The organism is Apibacter sp. B2912 (genome assembly GCF_009827835.1).
GTDB lineage: Bacteria > Bacteroidota > Bacteroidia > Flavobacteriales > Weeksellaceae > Apibacter.
In genome coordinates this window covers 112,162-137,132 of sequence record NZ_WINV01000003.1, presented here as the reverse complement: position 1 = coordinate 137,132, position 24,971 = coordinate 112,162, and the positions used below count along the sequence as shown (strand labels likewise).

General features: G+C 32.7%; 16 protein-coding genes. 4 read left to right on the top strand and 12 right to left on the bottom strand.

Features of this window, described 5'->3' with window-relative positions; all coding sequences use genetic code 11:
• Window positions 1–6 precede the first annotated feature (6 nt).
• From GFV01_RS06705 to rlmN, 3 genes are all read left to right on the top strand, one after another.
• Complete coding sequence (locus GFV01_RS06705; protein ID WP_160565783.1) at window positions 7–858, top strand: glycoside hydrolase family 25 protein; 852 nt, start codon at window positions 7–9, stop codon at window positions 856–858.
• Between the two features lie 305 nt (window positions 859–1,163).
• Window positions 1,164–2,213, top strand: coding sequence for a tRNA preQ1(34) S-adenosylmethionine ribosyltransferase-isomerase QueA (gene queA / locus GFV01_RS06700; RefSeq protein WP_105296330.1), 1,050 nt, complete (start codon window positions 1,164–1,166; stop codon window positions 2,211–2,213).
• 19 nt (window positions 2,214–2,232) lie between these two features.
• A complete protein-coding gene (gene rlmN / locus GFV01_RS06695) occupies window positions 2,233–3,273 on the top strand; it encodes a 23S rRNA (adenine(2503)-C(2))-methyltransferase RlmN (RefSeq protein WP_160565781.1) in 1,041 nt (346 codons plus the stop codon).
• Window positions 3,274–3,339: 66 nt separating this feature from the next.
• Here the strand turns inward: rlmN and pnuC are convergent, their stop codons facing one another.
• The 4 genes from pnuC to gltB all read right to left on the bottom strand — a co-directional run bounded on the left by pnuC (window position 3,340) and on the right by gltB (window position 10,969).
• The gene (gene pnuC, locus GFV01_RS06690) at window positions 3,340–4,032 is read right to left on the bottom strand and encodes a nicotinamide riboside transporter PnuC (RefSeq protein WP_160565779.1); all 693 of its coding nucleotides are present in this window, start codon (window positions 4,030–4,032) and stop codon (window positions 3,340–3,342) included.
• 19 nt (window positions 4,033–4,051) lie between these two features.
• A complete protein-coding gene (locus GFV01_RS06685) occupies window positions 4,052–4,951 on the bottom strand; it encodes a DMT family transporter (protein ID WP_160565777.1) in 900 nt (299 codons plus the stop codon).
• Between the two features lie 78 nt (window positions 4,952–5,029).
• Window positions 5,030–6,451, bottom strand: a complete 1,422-nt coding sequence (locus GFV01_RS06680; protein ID WP_160565775.1) for a glutamate synthase subunit beta — start codon at window positions 6,449–6,451, stop codon at window positions 5,030–5,032.
• Window positions 6,452–6,469: 18 nt separating this feature from the next.
• Window positions 6,470–10,969 carry a glutamate synthase large subunit gene (gene gltB / locus GFV01_RS06675; RefSeq protein WP_160565773.1) on the bottom strand — a complete coding sequence of 1,500 codons (4,500 nt, stop codon included), beginning with the start codon at window positions 10,967–10,969 and terminating at the stop codon, window positions 6,470–6,472.
• Between the two features lie 333 nt (window positions 10,970–11,302).
• Here gltB and tssD point away from each other — a divergent pair, with 333 nt between their 5' ends.
• Window positions 11,303–11,689 (top strand): type VI secretion system tube protein TssD, encoded by a 387-nt coding sequence (gene tssD / locus GFV01_RS06670; RefSeq protein ID WP_105296336.1) that lies wholly within the window; start codon window positions 11,303–11,305, stop codon window positions 11,687–11,689.
• Between the two features lie 231 nt (window positions 11,690–11,920).
• Here tssD and recA read toward each other — a convergent pair whose 3' ends face one another.
• The 8 genes from recA to infB form a co-directional block, all read right to left on the bottom strand.
• Complete coding sequence (recA, locus tag GFV01_RS06665) at window positions 11,921–12,943, bottom strand: recombinase RecA (RefSeq protein ID WP_160542507.1); 1,023 nt, start codon at window positions 12,941–12,943, stop codon at window positions 11,921–11,923.
• Window positions 12,944–13,041: 98 nt separating this feature from the next.
• Window positions 13,042–13,500, bottom strand: a complete 459-nt coding sequence (gene bcp / locus GFV01_RS06660) for a thioredoxin-dependent thiol peroxidase (protein WP_160565771.1) — start codon at window positions 13,498–13,500, stop codon at window positions 13,042–13,044.
• Window positions 13,501–13,713: 213 nt separating this feature from the next.
• Window positions 13,714–14,637 (bottom strand): GYDIA family GHMP kinase, encoded by a 924-nt coding sequence (locus GFV01_RS06655; protein WP_160565769.1) that lies wholly within the window; start codon window positions 14,635–14,637, stop codon window positions 13,714–13,716.
• 20 nt (window positions 14,638–14,657) lie between these two features.
• The gene (locus tag GFV01_RS06650) at window positions 14,658–15,068 is read right to left on the bottom strand and encodes a thioesterase family protein (RefSeq protein WP_160565767.1); all 411 of its coding nucleotides are present in this window, start codon (window positions 15,066–15,068) and stop codon (window positions 14,658–14,660) included.
• Window positions 15,069–15,157: 89 nt separating this feature from the next.
• Window positions 15,158–17,113 (bottom strand): putative porin, encoded by a 1,956-nt coding sequence (locus tag GFV01_RS06645; RefSeq protein WP_160565765.1) that lies wholly within the window; start codon window positions 17,111–17,113, stop codon window positions 15,158–15,160.
• Window positions 17,114–17,321: 208 nt separating this feature from the next.
• Entirely contained in the window at window positions 17,322–18,737 is a 1,416-nt protein-coding gene (locus GFV01_RS06640; protein WP_160565763.1) for a RagB/SusD family nutrient uptake outer membrane protein, read from the bottom strand.
• A gap of 17 nt (window positions 18,738–18,754) precedes the next feature.
• Complete coding sequence (locus GFV01_RS06635) at window positions 18,755–21,826, bottom strand: SusC/RagA family TonB-linked outer membrane protein (RefSeq protein ID WP_160565761.1); 3,072 nt, start codon at window positions 21,824–21,826, stop codon at window positions 18,755–18,757.
• A 249-nt stretch (window positions 21,827–22,075) separates the two neighbouring features.
• On the bottom strand, window positions 22,076–24,922 hold the full coding sequence (infB, locus tag GFV01_RS06630; protein WP_160565759.1) for a translation initiation factor IF-2: 2,847 nt from the start codon (window positions 24,920–24,922) through the stop codon (window positions 22,076–22,078).
• Window positions 24,923–24,971 lie beyond the last annotated feature (49 nt).

Here is a 24,971-nt window from a genome sequence, read left to right as displayed (position 1 = left end):
ATTTTCATGAAAGGAAGGATAAACAAGAAAAACAGTAAAAAGGAAATTCCCTATAAGCTCTATTATTGGCTAACGGGTATTATTATTTTTTTATCTGTGCTTTTCTTTTTTAGAACTTCACTCATTATGTATTATTACATTATAAAAGAAAAATTAGCTATTGGTGAATTCGGAAATGCAAATTTTCAAAAGAGCATTAAAATATCTGAAGCCGAAAAGATTCAGGCTGTTTTTAAAAAATATAAAAATTATGCTTTCGGGTTGGATATAAGTCAACATCAAGGCAAAATATTTTGGGATAGCGTTCAAGATATTCATAAAGATATTCCTGTTTCCTTTGTTTTTGTTAGAGCAACCCGAGGGGCTTTTACTCAGGATGCTTTTTTCAAAAAAAATTGGAAAAATCTTACGAAAAAAAAAATACTCAAAGGCGCGTATCATTATTATGATGTGAACAGAAATTCTACCCTACAAGCAGAAAACTTTATTAAAACCGTAACTTTGGATAAAGGTGATTTGCCTCCCGTACTTGACGTGGAAGATCTGCCCAAAAATCAATCGTTGGAATTATTGAAATCAGGACTTATCAATTGGTTGAACTTAGTTGAAAAAAACTATAATGTGAAGCCCATTATTTATTCTAATGATTCATATTTTATCTATCATATTTCGGATCTTGATTTAAGTGAATACATTATATGGACGGCAAACTATAACCCTATAAAAAGTCCTTTGCACCAAAAATGGATTTTTTGGCAATTTACGGAAAAGGGGATTGTCAAAGGATTTACACAAAATTTTGTAGACATCAATGTATTTAATGGAAGCATAGAAGAGTTACAAAGACTTACTCTTTAAAAAAATAAGGGTAGAAATATTTCCACCCTTATTGCTCTAACTAAGTATAAATTTATTTGAAAGAAATTTACTTTAAAAAAAATTAATTTACTTTTAAATTATATGCTACCAATAAAATCTAGAAATATTATTTGATCATGACTAAATAATTAACATTTACTATTTTATCAATAAAACTTATAATTTAAGTTAATATTTTCAAAAAACTTGCCAAAAAGTCCTTTAGATAAAGAGCATACATAAATAAATACTTGACTTTAGGGGTATGCTTATTGTATATTTGTAATCTAAACATAATTTTAATAATGAAAACTTCAGATTTTGATTTTAAATTACCTCCTGAACTTCTTGCGGATAGACCTTCCAAAAACAGAGATGAGGCAAGACTAATGGTGGTACATAAAAATACAGGAGAAATAGAACATAAATTATTTAAAGATGTCATTGATTATTTTGATGAAGGAGATGTATTTATTTTAAATAATACAAAAGTATTTCCGGCTCGTTTATATGGTAACAAAGAAAAAACAGGAGCTCAAATAGAAGTTTTTTTATTAAGAGAGCTGGATGCTGAGTCAAGAATTTGGGATGTATTGGTAGATCCTGCACGAAAAATAAGAATTGGAAATAAATTATTTTTTACGGAAGATGACAGTCTAGTGGCTGAAGTTGTAGATAATACTACTTCACGAGGCAGAACCTTACGTTTTTTATTTGACGGTTCTTATGAAGAATTCAGAAGAAAATTAAAAGAATTAGGAGAAACTCCTCTTCCAAAATATATTAAAAGAAAACCTGATTCTGAAGATGCTGAAAGATACCAAACCATCTATGCAAAAGAAGAAGGTGCAGTTGCTGCGCCAACGGCAGGTCTACATTTTTCAAAACATCTGTTAAAAAGATTGGAAATTAAAGGTATTGAATTTGCTGAAATTACTTTACATGTAGGATTAGGTACTTTTGCTTCAGTAGAAGTTGAAGATCTTTCCAAACATAAAATGGAAAGTGAACAAATATCCATTTCAGAAAAAACTTGTAAAATAGTAAATCATGCCATTGAGACCAAACACCGTGTATGTGCTGTGGGTACAACTTCCATGAGGGCTATTGAAACTTCAGTTTCTGCTAATAAACGATTAAATCCATACGAAGGATGGACCAATAAATTTATTTTCCCTTCTTACGATTTTGGTATTGCTGATTCCATGATTACCAACTTTCACACTCCTAAATCAACTTTAATGATGATGGTTTCTGCTTTTGCCGGTTATGATTTAATTATGAAAGCTTACAAAGAAGCTATTAAAGAAAATTATAAATTTTACTCCTATGGAGATGCCATGTTAATTATTTAATAATAGCATTATAGTGACTTTGAATCAAAATAAGAAAGATATAAGAGCCTTGAGTTTACAAGAACTTGAGGCTTATTTTTCCTCGATAGGAGAAAAACCTTTTCGAGCCAAACAGGTTTATGAATGGCTCTGGAATAAAAATGCTCATTCTCTTTCAGAGATGACCAATCTTTCCAAATCTTTACGTGAAAATTTAGAAAATCATTTCTCAATCAAGCCAGCAGAAATCCACGTCATGCAAAGGTCTATCGACGGAACTATTAAAAATGCCGTAAAATTACACGACGGAAATGTCGTGGAATCGGTTCTGATTCCTACCGCTAAACGGACTACGGCTTGTGTTTCTTCGCAAGTTGGATGCAGTTTGGATTGCACTTTTTGCGCTACGGCACAATTAACACGAATGAGAAATTTAACTGCCGCAGAAATCGTAGATCAAGTAACTTTAATTGATAAACAAAGCAGAGAATATCATCAAAAGCCCCTTTCCAATATAGTATTTATGGGAATGGGAGAACCTTTACTCAATTATTCTTCCGTAACGGATGCAATCCGAAAGATTACGGAGGACAAAGGATTAGGGATGTCTCCCAGAAGAATCACCGTTTCTACTTCCGGAATTCCTAAACTGATTGAAAAATTAGCAGACGAAAATTTAAAAGTTAAATTAGCCTTATCCTTACATTCAGCCATTGAGGAAAAACGCAATCAATTAATGCCATTTAGTGTAAAATTTCCTCTAACAAGTATAATGGAATCCCTATCCTATTGGTATCAGAAAACTAAAAGTAGAATAACACTGGAATACATTATTTGGAAAGGAATCAATGACGGCAATGAAGATATAAGAGCATTAATAAAATTCTGTAAATCAATACCGTCAAAAGTTAATTTAATACAATACAATTCCATAGAAGGAGGAAAATACTCTCAAGCCAATTCAAACATAATTCAAAATTATGTTACCGCTTTGGAGCAAGAAAATATCATTGTTAAAATAAGAAAAAGCAGAGGGGATGATATTGATGCAGCCTGTGGGCAACTCGCTAACAAGCATTAATAATATATAATTAATGTTTGAAGAAAGTTTAACTTAAATTCTAAGTTTATTTTTTAATCTGTTGGCTTAGTTATCAGAATCGGTATACCATTTATATATTCCTACTAGCGCATTTATTTCATATAATATGGATTGAACAGCAAAAATATAATTATGTGAAATCAGATTCAATGATAACCAAACTAAATTACTAACACTCCACAAAACCCAGGAAAAAGGTTGTCTCATGATCATAGTAAATTGAGCGGACACTCCTATCATAAAAGCAATACAATTAAGTAAAAGTATGTAAGGAGGTGAATCTTTTTTAAAAAAATAATCTCCCAAGAAAAACATAAGAATTATTCCTATTATACAGAATAAGATCGTACATACTAAGGCTTTTTGATTCATTTTTGATACTTTAATTTTTCCTTCTTGATCTTGATTTTTTTTCTTAGTCCATAGAATCAGCCCGAAAACATGAGTCATAAAATAATATAGATTACTACACGCCATACCTACATTTCCAAATAACAGATGGGTATATATCTCGCCAATATTTGCTGACATTCCCAATAAATTGGATACTATCGGCGATCTATATACCAATACGTTAACACAAACATAACCAAGCAAAGCGGTCACGGTAAAAATTAGTATATGGGGTAGTGGTTCAGCATTGTCTTTCCACATAGCATATCCCAAGTATATGGTTAAAAAAAACGCAACAATAAACCAGGTGATTCTAAGTATTTTTTCAGATTTCTTTGTAAGCATTTTACTTAATTATTATATTTTAATTTTGTTTTCTTTTAATTGTTACTCCGTTTTCTGATACATACACCCCCGATAAAATACATATGGTACCTAGAAAAGTAATCATTGTTATACTTTCCTTTAAAATAATTGATGCCGAAATGATTGCTATCAACGGTACTAAGTAGATATAATTAGTTGTTTTTATAATTCCTATTTTCTTTATTGATAAATTCCAGGTAAAAAAACATACCATGGATGCTATAATTCCTAAAAATAAAAGATTAAAAATTACCGTAGGTGTTAGCAATACATCTTTTTGAAATTTGAAAGGTGCTATTAAAATAAAAGGTATTATAGTTACTATTCCATAAAAAAATAATTTACGGGTTATAAAAAGTATGGAATAAGTATTACTGAGCTTATTTAAAATCAAAGTATAGATTGTCCAAGAAAGTACTGCCGTTAAAGCCAATAAATCCCCCCAAAAGTTTATCTCGAGTATGAAACTACCATTAAATATTACTAAAAAAACTCCAAATAAAGCTAATAAAGAACCATATACTAAATTTTTGGTTACTTTTTCTTTTTTATTTATTAGTATAGTAAAAAAAGCGGTTACTATGGGATTAGTAGACAATATTAATGATACATTAGAAGTTAAAGATAACTTCAAAGCTATATTTTCTGTTATAAAGTATATTGTTCCTCCAAATAATCCGATTAACAAGAACAGAAATTCATCTTTATAATTTTTTGAAAAAATTACCTTAGGAGAAAAAAACCATATACATATATAAGCTAATAAAAAACGGTATAAAAAGATCTCTACCGGACTTAATCCGTCATTCATTAATACTTTGGTTGAAATAAAGGTAGTACCCCATATACAAATCGTTATTATAGCTAAAATATGATATTTTAAATTTTTGTTTTTCATACATTTAGTTAGTATTACAATAAAAAAGAACTGATAGTTTTATAAAACTATCAGCTTATTCCAAGATTAAAAAATATACTAGTTCCTTAGGAATTCATCTATATGCCTAGCCGTTTTTCTTCCGGAAGCGATGCTTGTTACCACCAAAGATTGTCCGCTCACACAATCTCCTGCTGCAAAAATTTTATCCACATTGGTCTTTCTAGTTTCATCGGTATGAATATTTTTTCTTTCATTCATGATGATCTCCATTTCTTCTAAAAAACCTTCTTGAATGGGATTGACAAATCCAAGGGCCAAAAAAGCCAAGTCAATTTTTAATATTTCGGGTTCCCCCACTTCTTTCATAGTAAATTTTCCTGATGAATCTTTTTCCCATTCAACTTCTACTATTTCCACTCCAGTTAATTTTCCCTCTTCTCCGATAAATCTTTTGGTATGTAACGACCATCTTCGTTCACATCCTTCTAAATGTGAAGAAGAAGTTTTTAAATAGACCGGAAAAGGAACGGGCCATCGGTTTTCAACTTCTTTTAACTCTTTAGGCTTTGATAGTATTTCAATTTGTATAATATTAGCAGCTCCTTGACGATTAGCCGTTCCTATACAATCGGAACCGGTGTCTCCACCTCCGATTACCAAAACATTTTTTCCTTTTGCATTAATAAATTCTTCTTCGGAAATGGTTTCTTTAGCAACGATCTTGTTTTGCATTTTTAAATATTCCATTGCATAATGTACTCCTTTGAGTTCCCTTCCCTCAATTTTCAAATCTCTGGGCGACTGAGACCCGATAGCTATACAAACGGCATCATAATTTTTTAAAATCTCTCTTCCTTTTATATCTTTACCCACTTCAGTGTTGACTATAAATTCAATGCCCTCCTCCTTCATCAAATCAACACGTCTTTGAACTACATTTTTGTTTAATTTAAAATCGGGAATACCATATCGAAGCAATCCGCCGATACTGGTATCTTTTTCATAAACTGTTACAGTATGTCCTTTTTTATTGAGTTGATTGGCTACTGCCATTCCTGCCGGACCTGATCCAATAACTGCTACTTTTTTTCCTGTTCGTGCAGTTGGAATTTGTGGCTTCATGAATCCCTCGGAATAGGCGTGTTCCATCACGGCTGCCTCATTTTCTCTAATGGTAACAGGCGAATCTTCAATCGCCAATACACAAGTTTTTTCGCAAGGTGCCGGACATACTCTTCCGGTAAATTCAGGAAAATCGTTAGTAGATTGTAAACTTCGAGCGGCTCTTTTCCAATTTCTTTTATAAATTAGATCTTGCCATTCGGGCATTTTATTTCCTAATGGACAACCGTATTGACAAAATGGAACTCCGCAGTCCATACATCTAGATGCTTGTAAAAATCTATCTTCTGTATTTAATGTCTGCTCTACTTCTCCATAATCCGAAATTCTTTCATGTCTAGGGCGATACCCTGCTTCTTTTCTGTTTATTGTTAAAAATGCTTTAGGATTTCCCATTTTATACTTTATAATATCTTAATAATCGTATTCTAGTTTTGAAATTTTCTCATTTATTGCGCGAATTTTTTCTTCTTGCAAAACTCTTTTATATTCTATTGGAGTAACTTTAATAAAAGAATTTACTTCGTTTATCCAATTATCCAATAAACTTTTAGCTAGTGGGCTTGAAGTGTGTTTGTAATGATTGCTAATAAGATCATTTAATTCACGTATATCGCTAATATCTTCAATTAAGGAAAGTTCTACCATTTCCATATTGCAATAGTAATCGAAATCGCCATCCGGATTATATACATAAGCGATACCGCCACTCATACCGGCTGCAAAATTTCTTCCTGTTTTACCAAGCACTACCGTTCTTCCTCCGGTCATATATTCACAACAATGATCTCCTGCGCCTTCAACTACCGCAAGAGCTCCACTGTTTCTTACACAAAAACGCTCTCCTACCTGACCGTTAATATATACTTCGCCTGAGGTTGCACCATATAAAAGTGTATTTCCCGCTATAATGTTGTTTTCAGGCGTAAAGTTAGATGAATCGGGAGGCAACAAAACAATCTTACCGCCTGACAATCCTTTTCCCAAATAGTCATTTGCATCCCCTTTTAATGTAAAAGTAATTCCTTTGGATAAAAAAGCTCCGAAGCTTTGACCTGCCGATCCTTTAAATGTGCAATGAATGGTATTATCCGGTAATCCGTCATTACCGTATTTTTTTGCCACTTCTCCTGACAGCATTGCTCCCACAGCTCTATCCGTATTTTGAATGGTACGTTTCAATGATACGGGCATGGTTTGATCTATGGCATTGCGACAAGTGTTTATTAATTCTCTATCTAAAACTTTATCTATTTTATGATCTTGAAGTTTATTGTGTTTTAAAGAATTTTTATTTTTTTCGGGATAATATAATATTCTGCTTAAATCTAATTTTTCAAATCTAGGATTTTGAAGAGAGGATTTGGACTTTAACAGATCTGTTCTTCCCACAATATCGTCTAATTTGGTAAATCCCAGTGAGGCTAAATGTTCTCGTACTTCTTCTGCTAAGAAAGTAAAGAAATTTATAAGATAATCACTTTTGCCGCTAAATTTCCCCCTTAATTGCTCATTTTGGGTTGCTACTCCTACCGGACAAGTATTTAAATGACACTTTCTCATCATAACGCAACCCAAAATAATCAAAGCACTGGTTGCAAAACCAAATTCTTCGGCTCCCAGCATTGCGGCTATGACAATATCCCTGCCTGTTTTTAATTGTCCGTCTGTTTGAAGGCGAATGTTACCTCTAAGATTATTTAACACCAATGTTTGTTGGGTTTCAGCTAAACCGATTTCCAGCGGTAATCCGGCATGTTTTATAGAGCTTAACGGACTGGCACCCGTTCCTCCGTCGCACCCGCTGATTAAAATTAAATCTGCCTTTGCTTTTGCCACACCGGCAGCTATAGTTCCTACACCACTTTCTGAGACCAATTTTACGCTAATTATAGCTTTCGGATTCACATTTTTTAAATCATAGATTAATTGTGCCAAATCTTCAATAGAATATATATCGTGATGAGGTGGCGGTGAAATCAATGAGATACCGGGTATGGAATGTCTTGTTTTGGCTATAATCGTATCAACTTTAAATCCGGGCAATTGTCCTCCTTCTCCGGGCTTAGCTCCTTGAGCTACTTTAATTTGAATTTCATCTGCATTTACTAAATATTCCGTTGTAACTCCAAATCTTCCTGAAGCCACTTGTTTGATCGCTGATCTAGCATTAGTTGAAAAACGTTCTTTTAGTTCTCCTCCTTCTCCTGTATTACTTTTTCCCCCGATCGTATTCATAGCAACCGCTATGGCTTCATGTGCTTCTTTACTGATGGATCCGAACGACATAGCACCTGTAACAAAACGCTTCATAATTTCTGATGCAGGCTCGACTAAATCTATATCAATGGGTTGAGATGTATAATCGATAAAATCTCTTATAAATATTTTATCCTCTTTGTTGTCTACTTCTTGAGTAAATTCTTTAAATTTATTGTAATCTCCGGTTCGTGTGGCAATCTGAAGTTTTGCGATGGTTTCCGGATTCCAAGCATGGGCTTCTCTTCCTTTTCTCCATGCATACATTCCTAAATTGTCGTATATGGTTGAATCATGTACCCCTTCGAATGCTTCTTTAAACGATTGGATGGTATCGTATGCTATGTCTTCTAAGTCTATACCTTCTATTTTTGAAATGGTGTGACCAAAATAATCGGACAATACTTTTGAACTTATTCCGATCGCCTCAAATACTTGAGCTCCTATATAACTTTTAAGGGTAGATATTCCCATTTTTGAAAGAACTTTCAATAATCCTTTATGTATGGATTTCATGTAATTTCTTTCTGCTGTTGAAAATACCATTTGTATTTCTCCTTTTTCAACCAAATCATTCAACATGGCAAATGACAGGTATGGATTTACCGCATTGGCTCCGTATCCAAATAATAAGGCAAAATGCATAACCTCTCTCGGTTCTGCTGACTCTACCACCAAATCAATTTGCATACGTTTTCTCTTTTTGATCAAATAATGATGGACAGAAGAAACTGCTAATAATGAGGGAATGGCGATATGGTCCAGGTCAGCTTTTCTATCACTTAAAATAATATAATTGCTTCCTTTGTCCACTGCTTCTTCTGCAGTTTTACAAAGTTCTTCAATACCTTTTTTCAACCCGTAAGCATATTCATCCGGTTGATACGTAAAGGTTATAGGAATCACTGTCGATTTAAATCCTTTATAATCTAAATTTTCAAGCAGATCCAATTCTTTATTAGTTATAATGGGATAGGCCAGTCCGACCATTTTACAGTGTTCGGGCATGGGCTCTAATATATTTTTATGTAAAGAACCTATATATCCGGCTAGGGACATTACTAATTCTTCTCTTATAGGATCAATGGGTGGATTGGTTACCTGCGCAAAATGTTGCCTGAAATAGGAAAATAAACGATTGGGTTCTTTGGATAATATGGCCAAAGGGGTATCGTTTCCCATAGAGCCCACCGGTTCTTTACCGTCTATAGCCATCGGAATTAAGAGTTTCTCTATATCTTCACGATAATATCCATATGCTGATAACATGACATCCAAATTCGGAACTTCATATTTCACGCTTCTTCCCGAAGATATATCATCTAAAGAAATTCTGTTTTTATCTAACCATTGTTTATACGGATAAGCATTTGCCAATTCTTCTTTTAATTCTTTATCATACTGAACAGTACCATTTACAGTATCAATTAATACCATTTTTCCCGGTTTTAATCTTCCTTTTTCCCTGATTTCTGAAGGATCAAAGGTAACTACTCCTGTTTCTGAAGCTACTACCATCATATCATGATGGGTAATGAGATATCGTGCGGGGCGTAATCCGTTTCTATCCAACAATCCCCCGGCATATCGCCCGTCACTGAATAAAATGGTCGCCGGTCCGTCCCACGGTTCCATAAGAATGCTGTGGTATTCATAGAAGGCTTTCAGTTCGGATGAAATCGGATTTTTATCATTCCATGATTCCGGAACCATCATGGCCAATGCATGAGGCAATGACTTGCCCGACATTACTAAAAATTCTAATACATTATCAAAAGATGAACTGTCGCTCATTCCCTGCTGCACAATCGGCCATATATCTTCTATATTTCCTATTTTTTCTGATTTTAAAACGCTTTCACGTGCTTCCATCCACAACCTGTTTCCTTTGATGGTGTTGATTTCACCGTTATGCCCGACTAAACGAAAAGGCTGAGCTAAACCCCAGGTTGGAAAAGTATTGGTGCTGAACCTTGAATGAACTAAAGCAATGGCACTGGTAAAATTAGGATTTAATAAATCAGGAAAATAATGTCTTAGTTGTAAAGATGTCAACATTCCTTTATATACAATGGTTTTGGTTGACAAACTTACTATGTAACACCCGCGCTTATTTTTTATATCTGATTCTAATAGTGCTTTTTCAAATTTTTTTCTAAGTAAATACAGTTTCAGTTCTAATACTTCTTGTGAATATTCTTCTCCTTTTATGAATATCTGCTTTATAATCGGCTCATTTGCCATTGATATTTCTCCAAGTATATCACTATTAACAGGTACATCCCTCAAGGCTAGAAAACTTAATCCTTCTTTTTTGATTAATTCGGACAGTAATTCAAATGCCTTTTTTTCTTCTTCTTTTTCTTTAGGGAAAAATAACAACCCGCTCCCATATCTGCCCTTTTCCGGAACTGCTATTCCTTGAAGAAGAACAAATTCATGAGGTATTTGCACCATAATTCCGGCTCCATCTCCGGTTTTATTATCGGCGCTTTCAGCTCCTCTGTGGGTCATATTTTCTAAAACTTGAAGTCCGTTTTCAACAATTGAATGGGATCTGACACCTTTGGTGTGGACTATCATACCTACTCCACACGCGTCATGCTCAAATTCCGGATCATATAATCCTTTTTTACAGTATTCACTTTTCCACATAATTTTTACTCAGAATTTTTTAAGTTATAAAAGTAATAATTATAAATATAAATTATTGCATAAATTGCATTATAATTTGCTATTAATAAATTATAAACATAAATTATCTAGTATTTTATACCTTAAAACGCATAGGAAGATTCGATATTATCAATTGATTTTTGAAAAATTAATATCTATCGGAGTTTTTAACTGAAAATAAGATATATTAATATTTTTATATTTTACAATTAATTTAACATTAATTTAAAAATAAGACAACTTTCATGTACTATATTTGCGTTATAAATTCAATTAACACAATTTTATTAAGATAATCGTAAAACAATCACTATGTCATTTAAAGCGAAATTAGAAGTAGAAGGGAAATCATATAATGTTTTGAATATTAATTACTCTTTAGCTCAGGAAACAGATCCGACCGGTCGCCCATCTTCTCAAACCAGAGGGGGAAGGATTGAAGTTTCAATTGAATCTACCGGTGAAACTGACATTTTTGAGTGGATGACAAATAGCTTTGAAAGAAAAGATGGTAAAATAGTATTCATTAAAAGAGACAACAATTCTACTTTAAAAGAATTATATTTTTTTGATGGATATGTTGTGAAATATAAAGAAAATTTTGATTCTTACGGTAAATCTCCTCTAACGGAAACTTTTACTATTTCTGCTAAGAGTATTAAAATGGGAACTGGAGAGCATATTAATGAATGGATTTAAGATTAAAAATCTTTTAATCGGAATTAATTAAATTAAATTTACGCCTATTGTATGGTATTTTTATTTAATTAAGAAATTCTAATATCCCTTTTTGGTAAGATTTGTAAAGTGGTTTCGGATATTAAGTTTCTAATTTTTAAAAATATTTATTTCTTATAAAAAATAAAACGATGAATTTCAAGAAATTCATCGTTTTTTTATGAGTGTTATAATTAATAACTATTTTACATATTATTGTTCCGCCAATTTTTCTTTAATGCGGGTTTCAATTTCCTCTAATAGTTCCGGATTATCTTTTAATAACTGCTTAACAGAATCTCTTCCTTGTCCAAGTTTCGTATCTTGATAGCTGAACCAGGATCCGGATTTTCCGACAATTCCCATTTCAACTCCTAAATCCAGGACTTCTCCAACTTTGGAAATTCCTTCTCCGTACATAATATCGAATTCTGTTTGACGGAATGGTGGGGCTACTTTATTCTTAACTACTTTTACTTTCACTCTGCTTCCTATTGCATTATCACCATCCTTGATCGGTGAGCCTGATTTACGTATATCAATTCGTACTGAAGCATAGAATTTTAATGCATTTCCTCCGGTAGTTGTTTCCGGGTTTCCAAACATTACTCCAATTTTTTCTCTAAGCTGATTGATAAATATTACGGTACATTTAGTTTTACTAATGGTAGCGGTTAGTTTTCTAAGAGCCTGAGACATTAGTCGTGCATGAAGACCCATTTTAGAATCTCCCATTTCTCCTTCTATTTCTGCTCGAGGAGTTAATGCTGCTACTGAATCGATAACTACAATGTCAATAGCACCTGATCGAATCAGATTATCGGCGATTTCCAATGCTTGTTCTCCATCGTCCGGCTGAGAAATAATCAGATCGTCCAAATTGATGCCCAGACGTTGAGCGTAGGTTGGATCGAATGCGTGTTCTGCATCAATGAAGGCTGCTATTCCACCTTTTTTCTGAGCTTCTGCTATTGCGTGTAACGTAAGTGTTGTTTTACCCGATGATTCCGGACCAAATATTTCAATAATTCTTCCTCGTGGATAGCCTCCGACCCCTAAAGCCAAATCCAAACCGAAAGATCCGGTAGGAATGGTGTCTACTTCTTCAACAGGCTTATCTCCCATTCGCATGACTGATCCTTTACCATAGGTCTTGTCTAATTTGTCTAAAATTAGATTCAACGCCTTCTTCTTTGCTTCTGAATTGTTTGCGTCTTTGCTTTCTTTTTCTGCCATTATTTGTTTTACTTTTTATATATATTTAATTTTTCAATTGTTTTTAATCCTTTAAAATATTAGTCGTTTACAAATATCTAAGTTAACTAATGTTTATCTTAAAGATTCATAGTTTTAAGGATTTGTTCTGCATGATTCTTTGTTTTTACTTTGGTAATAATATTTTTAATTATTCCATTTTCATCAACTATATAGGTATATCGTAAGATGCCTTCGTATTCTTTTCCCAAAAATTTTTTCTTACCCCATGCTCCAAACGATTCTATTATTTTTTTATCAACGTCTGCTATAAGCGGAAAAGGAAATGAATATTTATCATGAAATGATTTTTGTTTATCTACTGAATCTTTACTTATTCCTATGATTTGATAGCCTTCTTTTTGAAGAGTTGCATAATTATCTCTAAGATTACATCCTTCAGCTGAACAACCCGGAGTATTTGCTTTGGGATAAAAATATATGATAAGTTTTTTTCCTTTAAAATCTGAATATTTAATTATTTTTCCTTCTTGGTCAAGTCCTTCAAAATCAGGAATCTTATCCCCTATTTTTAACATCGTTTTGGGTTTAAACTTTTGGTTATGTAAAGATATTCATAAAAAATATAAGTATCAATTTTTTCAAAACTCTAAATTATATATCCTTACCAACCACCAACCTAAGCAATTATATATCAAACCATTAAGCAACCAAATAATTCTCAGCTATAAATTTTCCATTTCTTTCAATTAAGTGTAAGTAAATATCATGAAATACTGAAATTTTAAATGCTATAGTATAAGATCCTTGTAATTTTTGATTACTTCATATCCTTTGTTTTTGAAATAGGTTTCCGAACATTCTAATTTTTCAGCCATAATAAAATCTCCTCCCCAAGCTCCCAGACTCTTAACAAACCCCGGATAATCACTGAATAAAACTTTTTTTACTGTATCTATATTGATAAACTCTGAAATCAATTGTTCATGTTCTGAAATAAGAATCCTAAATTGATTAAAGGTAATTTTTGGGTCAATAATTTCTCGGGTTATATTTGAAATGGCATCTATTAGATTTTCCGACTTCGTTTTTTGTTTATAATGCTGTATTCCTTCTCTTGAATTTTGTTTTTGATTCAAATAAATAAATAAAAGATTTTCCGTTATTGCCGAAGATATTTCTACCTTTTCAATTTTCTTTACTTCATTTTCTTTTAGTTGATAGGTAATAGGCGTATGGGCTTCGGCACAGGCTATATCATAACCGCTTCCTCCAAAAGTTTTTTCTAATAATTTATAGGAATTTACTTTTGTCCATTGTGCTATATTATTTATTAAGGTTGAGCTGGTTCCCAAGCCCCAATTTTCGGGAAAGTCCAGCCGAGTTATACATTCGTATCCAACTTTATTTTCAAATTTTGTGCTTCCTAATTTTTGTACTTCTTGGAAAATATGGAGTAATTGTTTTGAAAAATTTAAATTCGTCGTTTCATCGATTTTATTGCTGTTGATATCTAAAACGGTTTTAAACCATAATTTTCCATCACTTTTATAGGCAGTCCATACCAATTTATTAGAAAATTCTTGAGTTTGGTGTATTTGAAGAGATTGTCCTAATCGAGTGGGTACGGCTAAACTTAAGGCACCATCCAGTACCGTATATTCTCCGGTTAAAAGTAATTTTCCGTTACTTTTAAATTTTTGTAAAATACTCAAATTATGAGAGTTTATTCTGTTTATTTTTGAAGATATTTAGCAAATGATTCATCTAATAGCGCCGGCATACTTACACGTCCATTGACTACACTTACTACTTCTGCTTTTGCTTCAGAACATACTTTGTTGTCGGACTTGCGTATAATTTTTTGATTAAATATATAACGGATTCCTTCTTTTTCCAATGAATCTAAGGTACATAAAAATTTTTCTCCTCCTTTTAGTGAACTCATATAGCGTACATGAATGCTTATTAATACTAAATCGATTCCTTTTTGGTGTAAATCATAGAAATCAAGCCCATTATGTTCTAGAAATTCATGACGGCCTACTTCATAATAGTGTTGATAATTTGCATTGTTTACGATGCCTTGTGCATCACATTCATAATCTCGTACTTTTAAATCGATTTCAAAAAGAGGAGTATTCATAATTTAATTTTTTATACGTAATAGTAAACTCTAATTTATGAAAAATTTCGCTTATAAAAAAGGAATTGTAAGATTTTTATTTATTGTTTTTAGGTGAATATATACCAGAGTATTCCTATATTTAAACGAAAATCTGTATATGGATTGAGTGGCGAACTGTAAAATTTGTAACCACTAAAACTGGAGTTGAAATGTTGTCCTTCCAGTATAATCAACATTCTTTTGACTTTAAAATGCAGAAATAAATCTAATACGGGATATTCTCCGATATTATAATTTTCTGTTTTTGATTGTAATCTTAACTCGTTGGTTACCGGTAAAAAGAGTCTGGATTGGAATTTATTAAAGTAATAAGCATTTAATCCTAATTGGAATTCTGCATTATTTTTAAATGCTTTTGATTGGTAATAAATGGTTGCTCTACCAATGAAATCCGGCAAGGGTAAGAGTTGTTTATTACTGGTAACATTTTGATATGCTAAATTAGTTTCCAAATGGAATTTTTTATATTGAAAACTGTTTTTCAAACCTACTTGTACTATATCAACCGAAGAACCGGCTTGTTTAGGAAGATAATCACTATCTAAATAGGTATAATTTTTTATATTATAAAATTGTGTAAAAACTCTTGTATTATAAGGTTTTATATGTAATTCTCCTCCAGCTTGAACTGTTCTTTCTTTTTTCGGGTCATCCATAAAATAATTCATGGATTTATAAAAACTTTGATTATACAGCAAGTTTAATGACGGTATCTGAGATTTAACTCCTACATTAGCTTCTAAATAATAATCTTTTAAAGGACTGACTATTAAATGATTGTCTAAGTAATACGAATTTTTAAATTCATCTCCCGTCATTGCCTCTCCTTGTGATTTTAAAACAATTTCTTTCTTCCAGTTAAATGCAAGTTTTCCGGCTATTCCCACTCGATTGTCTTTGAGATTTTTAGGAAAGGAAATACTTGGATCAACTATTCGGTCAAAATTAAATTCTAAATGTTCATATTTTAGTCCTGTTTCCAAATGTAATTTATCGCTCCAATCAAAAACTGCCATGGATTGATTGGTAATCTTTCTAAGTTTTTTTGTGTTGTAATGACTTTTCAAATTGTCTACATCAAAAATATCTTGTTTATCTGAAAAATAGGTATTTAGATTTTTAAATTCTTCATAGGTAAAGTGGGAAGATTCTGCCGAAAAAATATTTTTTATAGATAACGGATAGGTGTTATGTCCCGAATTAAGTATTCCTAATTGTTGACCGACATAAAATCTTCTTCTTCCATATTTTGATTGCGCCCCTGTAAGGTTTACTTCCATTCGGTCCCGATCTTTAAATCGGCTGTCTCCATCTTCGAAATTTTTTGGAAATTGAATTCCTCCGTTTTCTTCATCGTCTACATTAGCTGTTATATAGTGAGTCCACAAATTATATTTTTGATTTTTGGTATGATAGGCAAGTGTGAATAAAAGTGAATTATTGGAAGCTAATTGTTCTAAATATTTTCCTTCTGAACGTAATCCTCTGTATTGTATGGAATAATTTAGCCTTGAATTGATATTATGTGTAAATAAACTTGATAATGAATGGCCTTGTTTATATCCATTGTTGTATTGAAATTCGGTCATCGGGGTCTGAACATCGAAATATCTTACTTCATCAGCTTCTATTAGGTTAAAAGATTTTCCCGTAGGAATTAAATCTATTCCCGAGTTAATTTTAGTTGAAAATAATAAAGGATTAAAAGTATGTCCTATATTGGAAAACGGCATGGCGCCAAAACTATCTTTGTGATTGTACATTCTATTGCTATAGTATTTATCTATAGTTAAAACCGTATCAAAGATTTTTTTCGCATGGTCTTCCGTCCAATATTTATAGGATTGTATGGTTGGGTTATAAATTTTAATTGAATCAGAAGAGATAGTTTTACTGTTTGTTACAGGCATTTCGTTTTTGTTCCCTTCTGAAACCTGAGCAAAAGAAAATATTGAAACTATGCTTGAAAATAAACAGATAAAATATATTCTAATTCTACTCATGTACGTAAACAATATGCAAATATAAAAATAAAAAAACGGCAAAAAAACCGACTGTTTACTCTATATGTTATATTATTCTTAATATCTGTTAAAATAATGCCGAATATCATTATTTACGTTCTGTATTTAAAATTTTTTTAGTGTATATTAAAATGCTATCTATAAAAAAACCACCTTAAATAAGGTGGTTTTTTGTGTATATAATCTATTAATACCCTTTATTTTGTTGATCTTTGTTCATTCCGGCATTATTATCTATTTCGGATTGCGGTATCGGAAAAGCTAATCTGAAGTCACCAACAGGGAAAGTAACATCTTGTTCTCCTGTTAAGTCTATTCTTGTTAAGGTTTTATTCCATCTTAACAAATCCCAAACCCTGAATCCTTCTCCTACTAATTCTTTTCTTCTCTCTTCTTTTACATCATCCATGGTTATTGTTGTTAATGGAGTAATTCCTCTTTGAGCTCTAATTCCGTTTACTAATTCTAAGGCTTCAGCAGTAGAACCTCCTCCGCCCATTAATATGGCTTCTGCCTGATTTAAGGCTATTTCTTCATATCTTACTAACTTTTGATTGGATTCTCCTGTTAATAACGGATATTTACCTTCAATATAGGTTGCATTTTTGGAAGAATTTTGACGCAACATTCCGGTTTTGTCTTTACTATCTTTTTTGATTTTAGCTCTGATATCTTCAGGATCGTATGCTGCAACTAAACTTGGATTTAAGCGGGTATTGGCGTATCCTTCTGATGAAAAAATATAACCTACACTTGAAGTACCAATAGCCCCTGCAACGCCATAAGCTAGTTCAAATATTGAGTTAAGCCCTTCTATTCTCCAACTGGTTACATATAAACCTTTGTCGATAGGTGCATATTGAGCAGTAACTTCACCGGCATATTTATATACATTAGTATAGTCTTCTTTGTATAAATAGTATCTCGACATTAATCCGGCTATCGCTCCTTTAGTTAATTTTTGTTTAACATCAATGTTATATACTGATTTTTCATAGGCTTGTTGAAAATCAGATTCGATTTGAGCATAACATTCATCTAAGGTTGCTCTTGATACAGCGAATGTTGCCGGGTTGGTTGTATTATCTAAAATTAAGGGAACACCTAAATTTTTGTCTTGTGTATATTTTTGTCCAAACAATTTTATGAGATCGAAATATGCCCAAGCTCGGATTGCATAGGCTTGTGATTTAATTTCGTCAATTTTTTCTTCCGGAGTTCCATCTGTTATAGTTGCGTTTATGACAATATTTGCATTGGATATTACTCGATAGATTCTTTTCCATGTTTCACTTGCATAACTGTCGGTTGCATTCATGGTAAATTGAGAAACTGTCTGATATCTTCCGGAAGAGCCTGTTGAGAACATTTCATCACTTCCTCTAACTTCTCCGAAAACTACATAATTACATCCGTAATAATATTGGGATCTCATTAAGGCATAAGTTCCGTTCATAAATGTTTCCAGCTGACCCAAAGTAGTAATGGGCGTTTCATCTATTACATCGGTTTGTTGCAATTGCGGGTCTGTAAAATCATCTGAGCATGATACGGTTGAAATTAATGATGATAAAACAGTTGCTAATAATATTATCTTTTTCATGGTTATCTTCTTAATTTTTAAAATCCAACATTAACTCCAACAGTAAATGTTTTTAATATAGGTTGTTCAAAGTTACTTCCTCCTCCATTGACATTTTGTTCAGGTTCTATTTTCAGATGCCTTACTTTACTGTCAAAACAATAGGTCCAAATATTGGTTCCTCGTAGATATATTTTAAGGTTAGTTAATCCTATATCATCTAATACTGATTTTGAAAAAGTATATCCGATGGTTAAGTCTCTTAATCTGATGAAATCGCCATCATATAAAAATCTGGTTGATGAATAGTTGGATTTTGAAGAATTGGTAAGTATTGGTTTTGGATTTGAAGCATGAGGATTATCCGGCGTCCAGAAATCGCCTTGTTCTTCATATCCTCCATATATATGTATATATTGTCCGTCACTGGTAGTGTAATTTCTCCATCCATCATATATTTTATGTCCGAAATTACCACTGAAGGTTGCAGATAAAGATATTCTTTTATAAGATAGATCTGTTGAAATCCCTGCCATGTATTTTGGAAGTGTAGTTCCTTGAACGGCTCTTTCTGCTTTATTATAATCGGTAGTTACTTCTCCTCCTTTTCCATTTACATACCATTGTCCTTCTCCTGTAGTAGGGTTAACTCCCGCCCATTTCCTCATATACCAACTTTTTACGGCTTCTCCTTTTCTAACAATATTTACCCCTGTAATAGATTCACCTAACGGAAGATTTGTTACTTCATTTTTTACGTAAGTGAAATTACCGGATAGATACCAGTTGAACCCGTCAGGAGTATCTGATTTGATTATTGTTCCTCCTAAATCTAATTCAATCCCTTTGTTTACCATATCTCCGGCATTAACTAATACGGTAGAGAAACCTGTGGTTAATGATATACCTTTAGGGAATATTAAATCTTTTGTCTTTTTGTGAAAGTATGAAGCTGAAAAATTCAATCTGTGATTAAAAAATTCAGTTTCGAAACCTGCATCAAACTGTCTGATTTTTTCCCAAGTGAAATCTTTATATCCTAATTGATAGATATATCCTCCCGCAGCATCATTATAGTTTAAATCATATCCATATTGTGCAAATGAATTTAAATCGTCATATAGTAATTGATTTCCTAATTCTCCATATGATGCTTTGATTTTTAATAAATCAATGGATGATCCGATTAAAAATCTTTCATTGGAAATATCATAAGCTGCTCCTACAGACCAGAATGTCCCCCATTTATTACCTGAACCAAAGTTATTTAATGCTTCTCTTCTTATCGTTCCGTCCAGAAAATACTTTTTACTGTAATCGTAACTTACATTCGCTGCATATGCATTTCTTGTAGCGATATAGCCATTTCCGGTGGTTTCTTCATTTTTAACAAAATTATCTGTAGAATATAACCCCAGTCTTCCTAATGTAGTATTTGAAGTGCTTAAGTATTTATAGTCTTTTTTATAAGCTTCTTGTATAATTCGTGTATCAAAGTGATGGTTTTCTCCTACTGTGAAAAAGTAATTTAAAATATTCTGAACATTCCAGTTAAAATATCGCACTCTTTCATTAATCATTCTTCCGTTTGTATTAGCTCCGTCTCCATGAATTGGATTATCATATTTATCTCTTTCCATGTTTATATACTCCGGTGCAAAATTTATTACATATCTTAAATTATTAATAATCTTGTACTCACCTTGTATATTAGCAAAAACTCTGGCTGTTTTAGTGGTTATGTAGTTATTTTCCAATAAATACGCGGCATTAAACATACCGTTAAACATTCTTCCACCTTCTCCTAAATTGTAACTTCCATCCGGATTTTTAGCAGGGTCAGTTGGCAGCATAAAGTATTTAGTTAATAATGGATTTGAAAAATATCCTCCGTTTAAAACACTATTTTGTTTGGTATAAGCCGCATTGATATCTGTACGGATGGTTAATTGATCTGTAGCTTTATAATCAGTTGCTAATCTCCCACTTACTCTATCAAAGTCTGTACTTCTTACAGTACCTTCTTGTGAGAAATAATTAAGAGACGAAGCATATTTTAATTTATCTGAACCTCCGGTTACCCCAATATTTAGACTGTTTTGAGAGGTATAATCTCTTTCCACAAGTTTAGTCCAATCAGGAACCTCAGTTTTACCATCCCATAACGGCAAGGTGGTTTCTTTTGGAGCCAATTCATTGTTTATATAATCGATGGCTTCTTGTTCTGTTAAATTTCTTTTATTTCTAACCGCTTCCGTTAAAACTCTGTTCCATGTTCCCGGAGTGATTGATTTTGGGCCTTTTACCGCTTTTTTTCCAAAACCTCTTTCCAAGTCAACTGAAAATTTAGCTTTCCCGTTTTTTCCTTTTTTGGTAGTTATCACAATAACCCCCGCTCCTGCATCAGCACCATACAAAGAGGTAGCTGCTGCATCTTTTAAGACCGTATAAGATTCTATATCATTGGGATTTATGGTTGCTAAAACATTCGTTGAAGGGTCTGTTTCGGATTTGTTACGATTATTGGTTAAATTACCTGAAGAAATTCTTACCCCGTCAATGATGTAAATCGGATTGTTATTTCCGTTTACAGAGGTAACTCCTCTCAATCTTATTTGTGCAAGTCCTCCCGGCTGACCTGTGGAGGAGTTTACTGATAAACCTGAAACTCTTCCTGCTAAGGCTTTATCAAATGATGCAATCGGGGCATTTGATATATCTGATCCTTTTACCACAGATGCTGTTCCTACCACATCTTTAGCATCTCTTATTCTACCGAATCCTAAAACAACTACTTCTTCAATTTCCTTTTCGTCTTTTTTCTCGATTTTTTTAGAAAATTTAAATGCTAAATCATCTTTTGCTATTACTTCTTCAGATTCTTCTTCTAAATTCGTAATTACTAAAACATCCCCAACTTTTCCTGCTGATAATTCAAAATTACCGTCATCATCGGTTCTTGTAAAAGTATTCGTTCCCTTAATTTCGACCTTTGCTCCTATGGCAGGTTCACCATCAGCCTCTTGTACATTTCCTTTAATTTGCCCAAAAGCAAATTGACCGGATAAGCACAATCCTAGCACACTTAAAATTTTAAGTTCTTTCCTCATACAATAATATATACTTAGTTAAACAACAAAATTCTAACATTTTTTTAATATATCCAAAAATAATATTAAATTATCTTAAAATAATAGCTATTTGTTATAAATATAGTTAAATTATTACATATATATTAAATAATGAAAAAATTATACTTAATTCTTTGAAAGAACACTATAATATAAGATGGTTGGGAAATAAAAAAAGCTGTATGAAATTTCATACAGCTTTTATATTAGTTATATTTAATTTTAAATTTAAATCTTCAATTTTTTCTTAACTTCTACTTCTTCGTATACTTCCAATAAATCTCCTATCTGAATATCATTATAATTCTTAATATTCAATCCACATTCGTATCCTTTGCTTACTTCTTTTACATCATCTTTAAATCTTTTTAAGCTTTCAAGCTCACCGGTATATACTACTATGCCTTCTCTAATGATACGTATTTTAGAGTTTCTGTTAATAGTTCCATCTAAAACCATACATCCGGCAATAGTACCCACTTTGGAAATTTTAAAGGTTTCTCTGATTTCAACATTTCCAATAATTTGTTCTCTAATTTCAGGAGAAAGCATACCTTCCATAGCTTCTTTAACATCGTTAATTACGTCATAGATAATGGAATAGGTTCTAATTTCGATTTCTTCTCTTTCTGCTAATTCTCTGGCACTTTGGTTTGGACGAATGTTAAATCCAATTAAAATGGCATCTGAAGCTGCTGCTAATAAGATATCAGACTCTGTAATCTGTCCAACTCCTTTATGGATGATATTGATTTGTATCTGATCATTAGATAATTTTTGTAAAGAATCTGTTAGTGCTTCTACTGAACCATCTACATCTCCTTTTAGGATAATGTTTAATTCTTTAAAATCACCTAAGGCAATTCTTCTTCCAATTTCATCTAAGGTGATATGTTTTTGAGTTCTTATGGATTGTTCTCTGATTAATTGCTCCCGTTTGTTAGCAATTTGTTTTGCTTCTTTCTCATCCTCGAATACCCTAAATTTATCCCCTGCAGTTGGCGCTCCATCTAAACCTAAAACCGTAACGGGAACTGATGGACCGGCTTCTTTCATTGGTTTTCCCCTTTCATCCATCATGGCTCTTACTTTACCGTGATTTTTCCCCGCCAAAATGTAGTCTCCAACTCGTAAAGTCCCATTTTGTACTAATATGGTTGATACATAACCTCTTCCTTTATCTAAGGCTGCTTCAATAACCACTCCATTAGATAATCGGTTAGGGTTGGCTTTTAAATCCAATATTTCAGCTTCTAATAATACTTTTTCAAGCAGAATATCAACATTGGTTCCAAACTTAGCGGAAATTTCTTGGGATTGAATATTACCTCCCCAATCTTCAACTAATAAGTTCATTTGCGATAATTCTTCCTTGATTTTATCAGGGTTGGAATTAGGCTTATCAATTTTATTAATTGCAAATATCATAGGAACACCCGCTGCTTGAGCGTGACTGATCGCTTCTTTGGTTTGAGGCATCACATTATCATCTGCTGCAACTACGATAATTGCTAAATCGGTTACTTGAGCACCCCTTGCACGCATGGCGGTAAAGGCTTCGTGTCCGGGTGTATCTAAAAATGTGATTTTTTGCCCATTGGAAAGCTTAACATTATAAGCCCCTATATGTTGTGTAATCCCTCCGGATTCACCGGCAATTACATTAGTATTTCTTATATAATCCAGTAAAGAAGTTTTTCCGTGGTCCACGTGTCCCATCACTGTAACGATTGGAGCTCTGGTAACCAAATCTTCTTCTTTATCTTGTTCTTCTTCAATAGCAGAATCATCTACTTCAGAATCGGTAAATTCAATTTTATAACCAAACTCATCGGCTACCAATACCATGGTATCAGCATCTAACCGTTGATTCATGGTTACCATAACACCTAAAGAAAAACATGCAGAAATAATTTCAGTTGCTGCAACATTCATTAGACTCGCCAACTCGTTAACAGTGATAAACTCAGTTACTTTTAGAGTGTTATCTTTTCTTTCTTGTTCGTGTAATTCAGCTTCTTGCTCTCTTCTTTGAATTCTTTTATCTCTTCTGAATTTTGAACTTTTAGATTTTCCTCCTTTGGATGTTAATTTTTCTAAGGTTTCTTTTATTTGATTTTTTACTTGTTCATCTGTTAATTCTGCCGGACGAACATTTCTGTTTCCTCCGCCTGAATTTGGACGTCTGTTTCCTCCGCCTTTTTTAAAGTTTTTATTTTGTCCTTGACCTGATCCGCCTTTTTTATCTCCGTTGTTGTTTATTGATTTAGCAACCGCATTTACATCAACTTTAGAGTCTTTAACAATTCTTTTTCTTTTCTTTTTCTCAGAATTTGAATTTTCTTTATTGACTTTTTTAGGTTTTTGAAATTGTGTTAAATCAATCTTTTGACCTGTAATTTTAGGTCCGTCCAACTTTTGGTATTGGGTTTCTAACTTTTCAGGTTCGTCGTCTTGTGATTTTTTTTCATTCTCCTCAACTATCGGTGGAGAAGAAACGACCTGTGGTTTTTCTGATTTTTTTTCTTCTTTGATTTCCTGTTTCGGTTGCTCTTCTGCATTTTTCTCTTTCTGTTTTTTAACCGGATGTGTAGGTTCCTTAGCTCTTTGCAGGTCTTCAGGAGATATTTTTCCAACTATTTTAATACCCGATTTTTTTTCTTCTACAGGTTTAGCTTCTTTTTGCTCAACATTTTGAGAAGAAGTTACTTTTTCTTCATCTTTTTCTTTCTCTTTTCTAAAATCTTTTTTAGTCTTTCTATGAGCATCTAGGTCTATTTTACCTATTGTTTTAGGTGCAGCTATTTCATCGGCTTTAACCTTAAATATTTCCGGTTGCTCCACCTTCTCTTCCTTTCTTCTTTCCGGAATTTTGTTTATGACCACATCTAAAGACGCATCTTTTTTCATTTTATCTTCTGAGAATTCAGTAACTAAGAGCTGATACGCTTTTTGATCTAACTTTACGTTAGGGTTTTTCTCAATCCCGACATTTTGAGAATGTAAATATTCTACTGCTCTGTCAAGAGAGATATTAAGGTCTTTTAATACTTTACTTAATCGAATACCCGACATATTATACTTTGTTGTTATTCTATTTTTTTTACAAATATGATAATTTATT

Coding starts and splice junctions, on each gene's coding strand:
- GFV01_RS06705 (WP_160565783.1), top strand. CDS start 7: ATGAAAGGAAGGATAAACAAGAAAAACAGTAAAAAGGAAATTCCCTAT.
- queA (WP_105296330.1), top strand. CDS start 1,164: ATGAAAACTTCAGATTTTGATTTTAAATTACCTCCTGAACTTCTTGCG.
- pnuC (WP_160565779.1), bottom strand. CDS start 4,032: ATGCTTACAAAGAAATCTGAAAAAATACTTAGAATCACCTGGTTTATT.
- GFV01_RS06685 (WP_160565777.1), bottom strand. CDS start 4,951: ATGAAAAACAAAAATTTAAAATATCATATTTTAGCTATAATAACGATT.
- GFV01_RS06680 (WP_160565775.1), bottom strand. CDS start 6,451: ATGGGAAATCCTAAAGCATTTTTAACAATAAACAGAAAAGAAGCAGGG.
- gltB (WP_160565773.1), bottom strand. CDS start 10,969: ATGTGGAAAAGTGAATACTGTAAAAAAGGATTATATGATCCGGAATTT.
- tssD (WP_105296336.1), top strand. CDS start 11,303: ATGTCATTTAAAGCGAAATTAGAAGTAGAAGGGAAATCATATAATGTT.
- recA (WP_160542507.1), bottom strand. CDS start 12,943: ATGGCAGAAAAAGAAAGCAAAGACGCAAACAATTCAGAAGCAAAGAAG.
- bcp (WP_160565771.1), bottom strand. CDS start 13,500: ATGTTAAAAATAGGGGATAAGATTCCTGATTTTGAAGGACTTGACCAA.
- GFV01_RS06650 (WP_160565767.1), bottom strand. CDS start 15,068: ATGAATACTCCTCTTTTTGAAATCGATTTAAAAGTACGAGATTATGAA.
- GFV01_RS06645 (WP_160565765.1), bottom strand. CDS start 17,113: ATGAGTAGAATTAGAATATATTTTATCTGTTTATTTTCAAGCATAGTT.
- GFV01_RS06640 (WP_160565763.1), bottom strand. CDS start 18,737: ATGAAAAAGATAATATTATTAGCAACTGTTTTATCATCATTAATTTCA.
- GFV01_RS06635 (WP_160565761.1), bottom strand. CDS start 21,826: ATGAGGAAAGAACTTAAAATTTTAAGTGTGCTAGGATTGTGCTTATCC.
- infB (WP_160565759.1), bottom strand. CDS start 24,922: ATGTCGGGTATTCGATTAAGTAAAGTATTAAAAGACCTTAATATCTCT.